The sequence below is a fragment of the Acinetobacter sp. YH12255 genome, assembly GCF_013417355.1.
Lineage (GTDB): Bacteria > Pseudomonadota > Gammaproteobacteria > Pseudomonadales > Moraxellaceae > Acinetobacter > Acinetobacter pseudolwoffii.
Genome location: NZ_VPEC01000029.1, coordinates 1 through 12,967 on the forward strand (window position 1 = coordinate 1; position 12,967 = coordinate 12,967).

At 44.9% G+C, this 12,967-nt stretch carries 11 protein-coding genes, 8 tRNA genes and 2 pseudogenes; 14 read left to right on the forward strand and 7 right to left on the reverse strand.

What is annotated here, in order from left to right; genetic code table 11:
* From FTV30_RS11810 to FTV30_RS11820, 3 genes and pseudogenes are all read left to right on the forward strand, one after another.
* A pseudogene (locus FTV30_RS11810) lies at positions 1 to 103 on the forward strand (IS5/IS1182 family transposase); the annotation flags it as partial.
* Between the two features lie 52 nt (positions 104 to 155).
* A pseudogene (locus FTV30_RS11815) lies at positions 156 to 494 on the forward strand (response regulator); the annotation flags it as partial.
* Positions 495 to 497: 3 nt separating this feature from the next.
* Positions 498 to 956, forward strand: a complete 459-nt coding sequence (locus FTV30_RS11820) for a hypothetical protein (protein ID WP_005169706.1) — start codon at positions 498 to 500, stop codon at positions 954 to 956.
* Between the two features lie 65 nt (positions 957 to 1,021).
* Here FTV30_RS11820 and dapE read toward each other — a convergent pair whose 3' ends face one another.
* The 3 genes from dapE to FTV30_RS11835 all read right to left on the reverse strand — a co-directional run bounded on the left by dapE (position 1,022) and on the right by FTV30_RS11835 (position 3,420).
* Positions 1,022 to 2,158, reverse strand: a complete 1,137-nt coding sequence (gene dapE / locus FTV30_RS11825) for a succinyl-diaminopimelate desuccinylase (protein WP_180001655.1) — start codon at positions 2,156 to 2,158, stop codon at positions 1,022 to 1,024.
* Between the two features lie 121 nt (positions 2,159 to 2,279).
* On the reverse strand, positions 2,280 to 2,432 hold the full coding sequence (locus tag FTV30_RS11830) for an entericidin A/B family lipoprotein (protein ID WP_004280704.1): 153 nt from the start codon (positions 2,430 to 2,432) through the stop codon (positions 2,280 to 2,282).
* 112 nt (positions 2,433 to 2,544) lie between these two features.
* On the reverse strand, positions 2,545 to 3,420 hold the full coding sequence (locus FTV30_RS11835) for a DUF1853 family protein (protein WP_180001656.1): 876 nt from the start codon (positions 3,418 to 3,420) through the stop codon (positions 2,545 to 2,547).
* 87 nt (positions 3,421 to 3,507) lie between these two features.
* Here FTV30_RS11835 and FTV30_RS11840 point away from each other — a divergent pair, with 87 nt between their 5' ends.
* From FTV30_RS11840 to FTV30_RS11890, 11 genes are all read left to right on the forward strand, one after another.
* Positions 3,508 to 3,966: a YbaN family protein gene (locus tag FTV30_RS11840; protein ID WP_005169714.1), complete on the forward strand. Its 459-nt coding sequence runs from the start codon at positions 3,508 to 3,510 to the stop codon at positions 3,964 to 3,966.
* Positions 3,963 to 4,496 carry a cell wall-recycling L,D-carboxypeptidase ElsL gene (gene elsL, locus FTV30_RS11845; RefSeq protein WP_180001657.1) on the forward strand — a complete coding sequence of 178 codons (534 nt, stop codon included), beginning with the start codon at positions 3,963 to 3,965 and terminating at the stop codon, positions 4,494 to 4,496. Before FTV30_RS11840 ends, elsL begins: the two co-directional genes overlap by 4 nt.
* Positions 4,497 to 4,992: 496 nt before the next feature.
* Positions 4,993 to 5,068: transfer RNA gene (locus FTV30_RS11850), tRNA-Val, on the forward strand.
* Positions 5,069 to 5,096: 28 nt separating this feature from the next.
* Positions 5,097 to 5,173 (forward strand) — tRNA-Asp (locus FTV30_RS11855).
* A 48-nt stretch (positions 5,174 to 5,221) separates the two neighbouring features.
* Positions 5,222 to 5,298 (forward strand) — tRNA-Asp (locus tag FTV30_RS11860).
* A gap of 21 nt (positions 5,299 to 5,319) precedes the next feature.
* A tRNA-Val gene (locus tag FTV30_RS11865) sits at positions 5,320 to 5,395 on the forward strand.
* Positions 5,396 to 5,409: 14 nt separating this feature from the next.
* A tRNA-Asp gene (locus tag FTV30_RS11870) sits at positions 5,410 to 5,486 on the forward strand.
* 70 nt (positions 5,487 to 5,556) lie between these two features.
* Positions 5,557 to 5,632, forward strand: a tRNA-Val gene (locus FTV30_RS11875).
* 11 nt (positions 5,633 to 5,643) lie between these two features.
* A tRNA-Asp gene (locus FTV30_RS11880) sits at positions 5,644 to 5,720 on the forward strand.
* 99 nt (positions 5,721 to 5,819) lie between these two features.
* Positions 5,820 to 5,895 (forward strand) — tRNA-Val (locus tag FTV30_RS11885).
* A 71-nt stretch (positions 5,896 to 5,966) separates the two neighbouring features.
* Positions 5,967 to 6,425 carry a DUF2750 domain-containing protein gene (locus FTV30_RS11890; RefSeq protein ID WP_005097833.1) on the forward strand — a complete coding sequence of 153 codons (459 nt, stop codon included), beginning with the start codon at positions 5,967 to 5,969 and terminating at the stop codon, positions 6,423 to 6,425.
* Between the two features lie 24 nt (positions 6,426 to 6,449).
* Here FTV30_RS11890 and FTV30_RS11895 read toward each other — a convergent pair whose 3' ends face one another.
* The 4 genes from FTV30_RS11895 to yccS all read right to left on the reverse strand — a co-directional run bounded on the left by FTV30_RS11895 (position 6,450) and on the right by yccS (position 12,910).
* Positions 6,450 to 7,244: a YdcF family protein gene (locus FTV30_RS11895; protein WP_159138272.1), complete on the reverse strand. Its 795-nt coding sequence runs from the start codon at positions 7,242 to 7,244 to the stop codon at positions 6,450 to 6,452.
* A gap of 95 nt (positions 7,245 to 7,339) precedes the next feature.
* A complete protein-coding gene (locus FTV30_RS11900; RefSeq protein ID WP_180001658.1) occupies positions 7,340 to 9,919 on the reverse strand; it encodes a sulfite reductase flavoprotein subunit alpha in 2,580 nt (859 codons plus the stop codon).
* Between the two features lie 170 nt (positions 9,920 to 10,089).
* A complete protein-coding gene (locus FTV30_RS11905; RefSeq protein WP_005169724.1) occupies positions 10,090 to 10,650 on the reverse strand; it encodes a YcxB family protein in 561 nt (186 codons plus the stop codon).
* An 85-nt stretch (positions 10,651 to 10,735) separates the two neighbouring features.
* Entirely contained in the window at positions 10,736 to 12,910 is a 2,175-nt protein-coding gene (gene yccS / locus FTV30_RS11910) for a YccS family putative transporter (protein WP_074383432.1), read from the reverse strand.
* Positions 12,911 to 12,967: the final 57 nt, after the last annotated feature.

Sequence of the window (12,967 nt, forward strand, 5' to 3'; positions counted from 1 at the left end):
AGCGCGGAGTTTTCCAAGTCAGGTGAATGAGATCCATGCACGCATGGCAGTCTTGAATAAATTCACAGAATTAGGTCGCCCTCATACCCAAGTTGTCTCTTAAATTTGAGTAGCTTAAGGGAACTCACCCTTTCAAACCTTTATGCAACAAAGCCGTACGTAAGGTAACTTCGCGTCTGCTTGAACGTCAGGGCTATGACATTGTGACCGCCAAAGATGGTGTAGATGCGATCGAGCAGCTAGAAAATGTCAGACCGGATCTGATGCTGCTGGATATCGAAATGCCACGTATGGATGGTTTTGAAGTCACCAACCTGGTTCGTCACCATGATATTCACCGTGACTTGCCGATTATCATGATTACGTCGCGTACTGGTGAGAAACATCGTGAACGTGCATTCAGTCTGGGCGTGACCCACTATATGGGTAAACCGTTCCAGGAAGCTGAACTGCTGGCCAATATTCAACAATTAATTGCCGAAAAACAGGGGTAATCGATGAGTCAGAGCAATTCGACGAGCAAGATGGCTGATCAGATTAGCCAGCAGGAACTTCAGCATCTGATTACGGTATCGACCGGATTTATTGATGCCTATATTATTGACTGTCATGGCAAAGATCCGATGTTATTGCCACAAAACATTGTGCTGTCAGCGCTGGACAGCACTACCCAGGTCAAGACAGTGGAATGGCATGAAGCACAATTGCCAGTCTATGCCATCAATGAGCCTTCACGTCAACATGGCGTGGCACTGGTGATTGAAGGTGATGAGATCAATCAGCGTTTTGCCCTAATGTGCAATGAAATGCCGAAAACCATCCGGATTCGTATTTCTGAAGTGGTCGATGTCGATCAGCCGGTGAATGACCCTGCAATTTTCCAATATGTACGAATGAATGAACAGCTGTTCCATATTCCGAATATGACGAATATTCAGGCTACAATCGGGCTGTAATGCAAACTATCAAATATCAAAAAGGAACTCCATGGAGTTCCTTTTTTATTGCGTTATGAATTTACTTAATTGGCGAGTAAATTTACCAAAATCTGTTCATAAATTTCAGCCAGTGGCTCCAGATCGGCAATATCAACATGCTCATTGATCTGGTGAATAGTGGCATTTAACACCCCAAGTTCCAGTACCTGTGCGCCTGTAGGTGCAATAAAGCGGCCATCCGAGGTTCCACCAGAAGTAGAAAGCTCGGTTTCAGTGCCTGTGACATTTAGAATAGCGGTTTTAGCTGCATTGACCAGCTCGCCGACCGGGGTCAGAAATGGCAAGCCAGATAAAGTCCAGGAAATATCATAATCCACACCGTGACGATCCAGAATTTCCACAGTACGTGCTTTAAGTTCTTCGGCAGTCACTTCAGTTGAATAACGGAAGTTAAATAGCAGATTCATGCTACCCGGAACAACATTGGTTGCGCCTGTACCCGAATTGATATTGGAAATCTGGAAAGTGGTTGCCGGGAAATATTCATTGCCATGGTCCCAGACGGTGTCACACAGCTCGGCAATCCCTTTAGAGGCGCTATGAATCGGGTTCACTGCCAGATGCGGATATGCCACATGACCTTGTTTGCCTATTACCGTGAGATTGGCATTTAAAGAACCGCGACGGCCATTTTTGACAATATCCCCCAGTTTATGGGTACTTGACGGTTCACCGACCAGACACCAGGTAATTTTTTCATTACGCGCTTCCAGGGTTTCAATGACCTTGACTGTACCATTAATTGATGGGCCTTCCTCATCTGACGTAATCAGGTAAGCAATTGAACCTTTATGATTTGGGTATTTTTCTACAAAACGTTCTGTCGCTACGATCATAGCTGCCAAAGCCGTTTTCATGTCGGCACTGCCACGACCATAAAGTTTACCTTCACGGATTTCGGGTAAAAATGGATCTGAGTTCCAGTCATCCAGGTTGCCCGTTGGCACCACATCGGTATGGCCAGCGAAACAGAAGACCGGACCTTCTGTGCCTTTGCGTGCCCAGATATTATCGACATCTTCAAAACGCATGGATTCAATATTGAAACCAATCTTTTTTAAACGTTCCGCCATAATATTCTGGCAGTCATGATCAATGGGGGTGACAGAAGGCTGACGTAATAGTTGCAGGCTTAAATCGAGAGTAGCGGAAGAGCTCATGCGGTTTTCAACAGTCGATAATTTTCTCGGCTCTATAATAGGCGAATATCGGCTTGAATGTGAACGATCGATATAAAAAAACCCTATCTGAGATAGGGTTCTATGAGCATTTAAGAAAAAACTAGTTTTGACGGATTTCGTCAGAGGTTTTTTCAGCAGTATTGGTTACCGCATCGCCCGCCTTAGACACGTCTTTGCCCATACCTTTTACGGTGTTACAGCCAGTTAATACAAAAGCCATCATTAATGAAGCAGCAAGAATTTTTTTCATCATCATCTCCGTATAATCAATAATAAAATTATTATGATGTGGAACTTAGAGTAGAAAATATACGCACTAAAAAATATGTGGTTTTCATAGTGCTTCGGTTAATAAATGTAATGCTTTATAGGGGCTTATGTGATGGATACTGGCTTAGTACCGGTTGGCGATACATATAGAAGTCATTGCGATCGATTTTTTTATAGAGACCATCCGTCCACCAGGTCGCAGTCAAACTGCTTGGCTGGGCTTGCGGATAAATCCATTCATGCCGCTGCAGGCGATAGAACGCGTCTTGTGCAGCAGGAATATGCTGTCCCCATAGACCTAGGCGACGCTTGGTATTAATCCAGGTGGGAATAGGCTGGTCAGCATGATGGGTCGGCAGATACAACTGTCCCTTCATCACACAAAAACGTTTTTGAATAGAATGTGCTAAAGCTTCATCAAATTGGAACTGTTTTTGTGTGAAATGGTTCATTTTTCTGATTAAGGTATCGGTGCGGTTCAAACCGTACCAATGCGGCAGACTAAAATCTGCTTCGGCCAGATAATATTTCAGGGCAATTTCCCAGTGTTCAACCAGTCCGGTATCGGTATTAAGGACTAGGAAATCCAGTTCACCCAAGGTTTTTGCACCCTCAATTTGCTGAATACTATGACCGAGTAGCCGATAGGGATGATAAGCATCGTCGAGTAACCAGAACCAGACCAGCATTTCAAAGCGCAGCCCCAAACGCGTGCTTTTCAGTTGCTGCACAAACTCGATTAATTCTTCTGGATGCTGATCGAGAAATTCCAAACGTGGATGATACTGGCTAAGATATTGCTGCCAAGTCTGGCTGTCATGCAGCTCAAAGCGATGTATGAGTTCAAGCTCCTCGGGAATACCGGACAGAATATTCGGACTGCCGACAGCAAATGCCAGTTGCCGTACCAGAGGATGTTGATAACGATGCCATGCTTCTACAAGATTTTGGTTTAAACTGGAAAAAGACATGGTACAACCTGTGAAAAGTGCAGAAATACAACGGACAGTATCGGAAAACGCTTTATACTACCTGAATTCTGCGGTTAGGGTTGATGTATGAAAGTGTTGTTTTGGCGGAGTCTGGTGGTGCTGTTTGTGATCCTGGGCTTTATCGGTGCAATCCTGCCGGGTATGCCAACAACGGTCTTTTTGATTCTGGCTGCTTGGGCGGCATCTAAAGGTTGGTCACAAATGGATAACTGGTTATTGAACCATCCCAAATATGGCTCGACTTTAAGAGATTGGCGAGCACATGGTACTGTACCGCGTAAGGCCAAATGGCTGGCCAGTATCATGATGCTGATCAGCGGGATTATCATGCTGTTTACTACCGCACCCTTGGCAGTAAAAGCCTTTACCAATATCACCATGCTGATTGTGGCCATCTGGTTATGGCGACGTCCTGAACCGGATCAGGTGATGCTTCATCAAGAAACGATTCATACTGAAAAAACAGAGATAAAGTTAAAGAAAACAGAGTTAAATAAAGTAGATTCAGAGAATAACAAGTCATGAATACCTTGCATCTGGATCAAGCAGATATCCTGATTGATCTCGCCCAACAAAAGCTGTATTTGCCACGTCTAAACAAGCAATATCTGATTTCCACTGGTAAAAATGGCATTGGTGAAACTGAAAATAGTGGCAAGACCCCACGTGGCTGGCACAAGATCGCTGAAAAGTTTGGTCAGAATGCACCTTTAAACAGTGTATTTGTTGCACGTCAGGCGACGGGTGAAATTTATGATGCTGAACTGGCAGCAGAGTTTCCGCAACGTGACTGGATCTTGACCCGTATTTTATGGTTGAGTGGGCTTGAAGCCGGTTTTAATCAAGGCGAGGGCTGCGATACCTATCAACGTTATATCTATATTCATGGCACGCCAGAAACAGAAATGATGGGAGAGCCACTTTCTCATGGCTGTATTCGTATGCGTAATCTGGAGGTCGCTGAACTCTTTGACCTAGTGGGTGAGAATGCCTTGGTGTATATCTCGGAACATGCATTAGATTCAAAAATGCTGAAGGGTGTGCATACTGAATAATGAATCGATCTTTAATGTCATGTGAAAATGATTTTGTTTTTACGGGCGGGATGAGATGATTTAATACAGTTTAAGACATTTATTAATCTGATCCAGATCCTATTTTTACAGCATGAAACGCGTTGAATCATCGTCTAAAGCTAAACTTGATCGCTATTTTTCACATAAAAATAAATGACAGTTGAAAGATTACATGAACACAACGCCGAGTAATTTTAAAGCTTTGTATAATTCTTGATCGGAACTAAAGCATACTGCCTGAGTGAGTCTGAAATCTCGCAAGAGAAGACAGGAAATTTTGTTGTGATTTTCATTTTGGAAATTAAAAAATTTCGGTAGAGACTTAAAAAATAAACAAAAAGTGTTGTTTTTTTTAACAAACAACCTATTTTTTAATCACTCACACCTAAAAAGTGGAAAACATTCCGAAAAGCGTTTGACAGGCTGTGCAGATTCTCTATAATGCACCCATCAAACGATGATAGACGTTTAGAAAGGGCGCTTAGCTCAGTTGGTAGAGCGTCTGCCTTACAAGCAGAATGTCGGCGGTTCGATCCCGTCAGCGCCCACCAAGCTCTTTCATGTTGAGACCTTATAGTTGCAGCGGTAGTTCAGTTGGTTAGAATACCGGCCTGTCACGCCGGGGGTCGCGGGTTCGAGCCCCGTCCGCTGCGCCACTTTAAGATCTTGATTCTCGTTTGCCACAATAGCGACATTGTGTAAATGCAGCGGTAGTTCAGTTGGTTAGAATATCGGCCTGTCACGCCGAGGGTCGCGGGTTCGAGTCCCGTCCGCTGCGCCATTTATACGATAGACCTTTTGAGGGCGCTTAGCTCAGTTGGTAGAGCGTCTGCCTTACAAGCAGAATGTCGGCGGTTCGATCCCGTCAGCGCCCACCATAATCTTTTGCGATGCAGCGGTAGTTCAGTTGGTTAGAATACCGGCCTGTCACGCCGGGGGTCGCGGGTTCGAGCCCCGTCCGCTGCGCCATTTCAAAAGAAATTAAATTTAGGTCCCTGAGCTTAAATTTGATTAAACTAAAGATTGACACTCTTTATCAGGGCGCTTAGCTCAGTTGGTAGAGCGTCTGCCTTACAAGCAGAATGTCGGCGGTTCGATCCCGTCAGCGCCCACCAATTCTTACGATGCAGCGGTAGTTCAGTTGGTTAGAATACCGGCCTGTCACGCCGGGGGTCGCGGGTTCGAGCCCCGTCCGCTGCGCCATCCTAAGATGAGAAGCTTGGATTCCTGAGATCTGAGTGTTCAATATACCAAGACATTCCTTGTCTTGCGTCATTAAAAACAACGCTGTTGTTTTTCTCAGGGCGCTTAGCTCAGTTGGTAGAGCGTCTGCCTTACAAGCAGAATGTCGGCGGTTCGATCCCGTCAGCGCCCACCATATCTTTCTTGCCTAAACACTGAACATTTCATAGAATTTGAAGTCTATAATAATTTGAAGGTTTCACGACGATGAGAAATCCATATCAGCGCAAGGCAGCGACCAAATCTCAAACTACATACGACCCTCAACACCTTTATAAACAATATATTGAATCGATTGTCGCGAATGCCGGCATTTTTGCGCTTTATCAGGATGGCTGGGCTTTGTGTGCGACCCCTACTGGACAGCGTGCATTTGCTTGCTGGCACAGTAAAGGTCTGGCTCGTCTGCTGATTAAAGACAATTGGGTGAATTATGATATTCAGGAAATTGGTCTCAAGGATTTTGTAGAGAAAGTGATTCCGTTTTTACGTCAGGAAAGTACGATTGTGTCTCTTGATCTGACGCCAGAAGGGCAGAATATTCTGGTGGCACCGGAAAAATTATTACTGGATATCAAAAATTATCTGTATCAGATCTATGTGCAAAAGCCGGAACTTTTTAAAAATCCGGATATGCCTTTGCCAAGACACATTCGTTTAAATTAATTTTCTTGTTGTTAAATAGCTTGTTTATTGGAACAGTGAATATTCATTCAGCAGCCAGCCATTAATCAACGCAAAATATTCACGTAGCCATGAATGGTAGCGAGCATTCTGAGGAGTGCGGGCACTCAGACTGATCACTTGCTGATAGCCCTGATGTCTGGCAATGGCACGGGCACGCGGGCTATGAAAATCGTTGGTCACAATCACAATAGGCTCATTTCGATCAATATTCTGTTGTTGCAAGATCGCCTGAGAATATTGCAGGTTCTGTTGGGTGCTTCTGCTTTGATCTTCTAAGCGAATCGGGTTTTTGAGCTGCGGATAGGTCATATGAATATAATGTTGCATGACTTCAGCTTCGCTTTGTCTTTCCCGGAAATTTCGTCCCCCGGTCATAATCATCAACGTATCTGGATATTGTTCTGCATATTTTGCTGCAGTATCCAGACGATTTTTTAAGATGGGTGAGGGTTGACCCTGGTTAATCCCACTACCTAATACCAGAATCGCTGTAGCCGGTTGTGCAGGAATATTTGAGTTAATCGACATCTGGATATAAGCGAAGAAAGCCGCGACACTGATGATCCAGAATAAAAATCCGCCCCAGAGACTGTTCCAGAACAATGTTCTGAGTCGAGAATTTTGTTTCCAGCGCTGAATAGATGAAAAAAGCAGGGCATACAGGATCAGTGCCACAGCAATGATGATAGACAGCATGATACCAAAATGCCTTTGATCCTGATTCAGTAACCAGACGCTATTGATACAGAGGATCAAGCCAAAGATCAGACTGAGACTTCGTTTAAGTTGATTGAACATCCAAGTTTCCTTTTTTCTTATTCATATTTTTATTATTACTTTTGTATTTTCAAAAACCGGGCTATTGCGCCCGGTTTTTAGTATATCAGTTCATCTTAATATACATCACGGCGATAACGGCCATCCAGACGTAATTGATCGAGCAGCGTTTCACCAAGTATCTCGGTCAGGGCCTGATCGACATCACTGGCCATGCCATTGATGCTACCACAGACATAAATCACTGCGCCTTGGGCAACCCAGGTTTTCAGCTCTTCAGCCTGTTCCCGTAATTTATGATGCACATAGACTTTTTCCTGCTGGTCACGAGAGAACGCAAGATCCAGCCGTTTCAGGGTTCCCATTTGCAACCAGGCCTGAATGGTTTCTGCAAAGAAAAAATCATGTTCACGCTGACGTTCACCGAAGATCAGCCAGTTTTGGGTGTATTCCTGACGGTTACGGGAGCTGAGCAGACTCATTAAACCAGCAATACCGGTACCATTCCCAATACAAATGATCGGACGGTTATCATCAATCAGGTGGAACGATTCGTTGCTGCGAATGCGTAGCGCAATCGGTGCATTGAGTGCGGCATGCTGGGTTAACCAGCCTGAACCCAGACCTAGATTTCCATTCGCATCAGCTTGCTGACGTACCACCAGACGCAGGACTTGCTGACTTGGAATGCTGGCAATCGAGTATTCACGTGATGCCAAAGCCGGTAATTGCTTGAGGAGCTGATCCATTGAATCAAAAGGTTCTGCCTGAGTCAGATCACGATCCCAAAGCGCGCGCTCAATGCTTTGCTGCATAGAAGGCACTTGTGTGCCGGCAGCAATATTGTGTTGTTGCATAAATGCCTGAATACGTTCCGGACTGTTAGCTGGCTGAATCTCGGCAATATCACCTGCTTGCCAGATTGCTTCATGCTCAGGAATCAGTTCGATATTAAAGGCAGGAGCACCCAGACTACCTGGATTGAGGATTTCACGTTGAGTCAGTGTCCACTGATCAAAGGTTTTATCGATACCCATGGCTTGCAGTTCAAGGCGAGTTACTTGTGCCAGTGCAGTATTCCATTGCTGGATGTGCTCATTATTGGCATTATCCACTTCAATGGTAGTGAATAACTGCTGGGCACCATTTTGCTGCAACCACTGGTCAATACGGTGACCAAAACTGCAATAGCTATCCGGATATTCTTGAGAACCGAGCGCCAACACCGCATAATTTAAATGCCGCAAATCAGCTTTGCCAGACAGGATTTTTTTCTCAAAAGAAGAGGCCAGATCAGGTGCTTCACCTGTGCCATAAGTACTGGCAACAAATAATACCTGCTCAGTTTGCTGTAAATCGGCAAGCGTCAGTTGTTGTACCGCTTTTACTGTTGCCGGTTGACGTGCTTCCTGCAGGGCAGTTGCTGTACGCCAAGCCAGTTGTTCTGAGACACCTGTTTGTGATGCATAAGCAATTAGCCAAGGTTTGGCATTTTCATCTAAGTCAACTGGAGTGACACCCTGACGCGCTGCCAGCGTTAAGCGCTTCTGTTTACGACGTTTCAGATACAGCATCCAGCCTGTCACAAAGAATAATGGCATTAACAAGGCTGCGACCATGGCAAAGAACTGGTAGATCGGGCCGAAGAAGCTGCCACGATGCACCGGTAACATGCTGCTCATGATCTTTTCATTGAGCTTTTTATCTTCATAGAGCTCAACTTCTGTAAATTCGGCTGTCTGGTAATTATAAGTGGCACTGTTCCGCGCACGTTCATGTTGGGCAACCGGATCGACAAAGCTGAGCTGCATGCTGCCGTCGGGTTTTTTGGGAAGATTAAAGGTTACTGTGGAATATTTATCTGAAAATTCAGTATTAAAGCCAGTCCAGCTCAAATCTAGCGCGCGGCTAATCTGTTCTGGATTCATGCCTTCTTCGCGTCCTTCACCACGTGGGCCGCGTTCGCCACCTTGACGTCCTTCACCACGATTATTGCCCGCATTGGCTTGCATGGTAGGCTGTGGACGTTCAACGCCGAGAACTTTAAACATCCCGCTACGCCACCAGTCATAGGACCAGTACAGGCCGGTACAAGCCAGAATCAGGTAGAAAATCACCACCCAGGTTCCCACAACAGCATGCAGATCCCAGATAAAATTACGGCCTTTCAGCTTGGGTTTTACAAAGAACCATTGCTTGATCGAATGACGCTTTGGCCAGCGCAGGTAAAGACCGGACAAGACGAAAAAGATCAGCATTAAAGTACAAGCACCGGTAATCTGTTTGCCGACCGGGCCAACCGTTAAATTACGATGCAGTTGCTGAATAAACTGGAAAAATTCCTGACCCTTAATTTCAGGCAAAACTTCGGCAGTATAGGGATTGATCAGGATGTTATGACCACGCCGTGCTCCCTCTTTGGCAATATTTACAGTACTTGAAGCACTTGGATCTTGTGCCACGCTAATACTGTTAATCTTCATCTCTGGAGTGGTATTTTGAAAATGCTGATACAGCTGAGCAGGCGTAAGTTTGTCACCTTGCTGAACCTGAACCGTATAACTGTCGTTATTTATCCATTTTAAGATTTGTTGTTCATAGGAATAAATTGCGCCAGTGACGCCCATCAAAGAGAGGATTAAACCTGCTGTAATCCCCAGAAACCAGTGGATTTGGAAAAATGTTTTTTTAAACATGGTCGTCAGATTAAGGGTGAGCTTTATAAAAGTGGCCAAATTATAACTGAACTTTAATACTGAATTATAGGTGTTGAGGATAATATTTATTCTCATTATCATTTATTGTTTTAGGATTAAAAAAACCTCCATGCCGGGGCAGGAGGTTTTTTGTTGAAACGTGTACAAGTTTAGATTTGTTTGGCTGCGCCAACTTCTGCTTCTAGATGCTTACGAATCGTGTTAAAAGAAAAGTTTTTGCTGTCCAGACGTTTAGGCAGGATATAAGCACCTTGCTGGCCTTTTACCTTGAAATTGACCAACATGAATTCTGGTGTGTTGTACCATTCATAAATGTCTTTCCAGCTGATCGCACCCACACCTTCCTGCATGCCCATTTTCTGACGCATGATGATACCGTGCGGTTGTACGCCCAGACGAACACCTTTGATTTCCTGTACCGGAAATTCATTCATCTTGCGTTTAACATACCATTCCAGACCAAAGGTACGGATCAGGTAATACAACACCACACAGGCAATCGCCACCCAGCAGAACACGGTTGAATAGTTCTTGAGAAGCAGAAGGCCCAGAATAGAAAGTGCAACAACAGCACCCATGATCAGCCATGCTTTCATGCCAATTTTATTGGTACTACGCCAGATCACCAGCTGAGCATGACGCTGCTCGGCTTCTGAAATTTCATAGTTCACAGGCTGTAGGGTATAAGCGTATAAATTTTTCGCGGTCATAGTGAAACTAGCAGATTTAAAACTGTAAAAAGTTTAGCATTAATTGTACCAATTCAGTGAGTATATTGTTCCAAAATCATCCAAATTATAAGGAACCGAGTTCTGTTGCCTGTTCATCACGCTCATGGCTCAAACTTTGTTTCAATTGGCTCAACTGGTTTAAAATACTGAACATTAAAGACAGCTGCTGCAAAATGATCAGAGATTTCTGATCTTGTTCCTGATCATGTGACAGGCGCTGTCGAATATGGACAATCATATTTTGCGCCCTTAAATCGGGCGTTTCGTCTCGTAATAATGCACCGCGAATGTTCTCTAATGCATTATCCAGTAAATTCAGAATGTCCTGATCCTCAATTCTTCCTCGGTGCGCACCCAGCGCGGCGATATAACTGATAAAGGTATGGTTCAGACACAGGAACTCAAAGGCCAGCGATTTTTGTACCGGATCAATATCCGGTTCAGTGGCCAGGGTCGAAATGAGTGAAGCCACCTCGGCATCGGTATTGTGGGCAGCACGGCGCACAATCCGATATTTCAGGCCATTATTACGCCCCGATTTATATTGCTCGATCACTTCACTTAAATAGTCCGCTTCTGCCTGCAAGCTGCGTTTGATACTGCGCGGCAAACGTCGGAACTTCCAGTCCGGGAAAATAAAGCTGACCCCGAACCAGGCAATGGCACAGCCAATCAGGGTATCAATCATCCGCGGGATAGCCGCAGCAAAGCCCATACCATCCAGATTGAAGTTGATCAACGCAAGAATCGTGATAAAGGCCGTGGCTTGGGCATACTGTTTACTACGCAATTCAAAGAACAAGATCCCGCTGAACACCAACAGTAATAATTGTCCTTCGACAGAAGGTACAAAATATAAAATGGCATAACCGAAAATAATACCGACCAAGGTACCGACAATCCGCAGACGTAAACGCCGTTTGGTGGCGTTAAAGTTTGGCTGGCTGACAAACAGTGCAGTTAATAAAATCCAGTAACCATATTCAATATTGCTGACCTGTACAAAGATATAGCTGATCAGCAGCACAATCGACAGGCGGATGGCATGCCGGAACAGCACCGATTCTGGGGTGAGATGCTGTTTAATTCGAACCTTGATGTCATCCCAGCCTTTCAGGTCATCATCTCTGAGCTGGTTTTCAATATGTTTAAAACGCTCGGCTTTGATACTTTGCTCGGTTTCCAGGTTACGTAACTGGGCATCAATCGATTTCAGGTTCTGAAATAGTGAAAATAAGGCATTAATCCAGACCTGATCATAATGCTGATCCTGACGTAATTTCTCCAGAGACAGCCGAAGATTGTCAAAAGCATGCTTGAAGCGTTTGTTATGTACATAAGGCTTGCGCAGTAGCAAACTTTCGCTCAGGTCCTTGCAGGCTTTGCCCTGAATAGACATGATGCGCTGAAAGCGGAACAGGATGTCGCTGTGCTGGAAAATCTTGGCCAGTTTCTGATAATCAATATGGGCTGAATCGGCACGTTCATGAATATCCTGCGCCACAAAATAATATTGCAGACTGCGACGGGTATCTTTTTGCCCACGGTCGCCTTTTAGACGGGTCAAGAGCGCCGTTTTCATTTCGTTAAAAATGGCAATCAGTTTGCCATTTTCAAGAGAAAGATCAATCATGCTCTGCTGATAACTGGTCGGGGTCATGTCCACATCAAACAGATTGGACTTGGCATATAAAAAGTCACCAAGCGAAGCATAAGAGGTGGCAAGCTTGTCTTGTGCCAACCGGGCAGGGAAGACCAGGAAGCTGAGCGTCGACAGAATGCCGTACCACATCGCACCGATGACCAGCAAGCCGGCCTGCTTATACCATTCATCGAACAGTTCGACACCCAGCATGGCATAGACGGAAACCACCAGACAGCCATAAGAAATTGTGGCATAGCGCCTGCCAAGGGAGCCAAGCAGAATCAGGCCAATACAAGAAACAATCAAGGCCAAGGCGAACAGCGGCGGATAAGGATAGAGCAGATAAACGCCAACCGCAGTAATAAAGAAACCCATGTAGGTATATAGCAGATTGAGAATACGCACCGAAAAGCGGTCATCAATATCGCTTAAACCGGCTGCGACCACGCCTAAAGTCAGGGGAATCGTCATCAATTGTTGCCCCATAAAATAGGGAACAAAGGCGGTACCTGCAAATGCCGTCATCATTCGCAGGTTATACATCAAGGTCGTATTATAGGTGGTTTGCTTGAGACGAGTGAGCCAAGATTTCAAAGGTCGTCCTTTATACTGCAGTCTTACAGGTGAATCTGAATATGCCAATGAAAAATA

Coding starts and splice junctions, on each gene's coding strand:
- FTV30_RS11820 (WP_005169706.1), top strand. CDS start 498: ATGAGTCAGAGCAATTCGACGAGCAAGATGGCTGATCAGATTAGCCAG.
- dapE (WP_180001655.1), bottom strand. CDS start 2,158: ATGAGCTCTTCCGCTACTCTCGATTTAAGCCTGCAACTATTACGTCAG.
- FTV30_RS11830 (WP_004280704.1), bottom strand. CDS start 2,432: ATGATGAAAAAAATTCTTGCTGCTTCATTAATGATGGCTTTTGTATTA.
- FTV30_RS11835 (WP_180001656.1), bottom strand. CDS start 3,420: ATGTCTTTTTCCAGTTTAAACCAAAATCTTGTAGAAGCATGGCATCGT.
- FTV30_RS11840 (WP_005169714.1), top strand. CDS start 3,508: ATGAAAGTGTTGTTTTGGCGGAGTCTGGTGGTGCTGTTTGTGATCCTG.
- elsL (WP_180001657.1), top strand. CDS start 3,963: ATGAATACCTTGCATCTGGATCAAGCAGATATCCTGATTGATCTCGCC.
- FTV30_RS11890 (WP_005097833.1), top strand. CDS start 5,967: ATGAGAAATCCATATCAGCGCAAGGCAGCGACCAAATCTCAAACTACA.
- FTV30_RS11895 (WP_159138272.1), bottom strand. CDS start 7,244: ATGTTCAATCAACTTAAACGAAGTCTCAGTCTGATCTTTGGCTTGATC.
- FTV30_RS11900 (WP_180001658.1), bottom strand. CDS start 9,919: ATGTTTAAAAAAACATTTTTCCAAATCCACTGGTTTCTGGGGATTACA.
- FTV30_RS11905 (WP_005169724.1), bottom strand. CDS start 10,650: ATGACCGCGAAAAATTTATACGCTTATACCCTACAGCCTGTGAACTAT.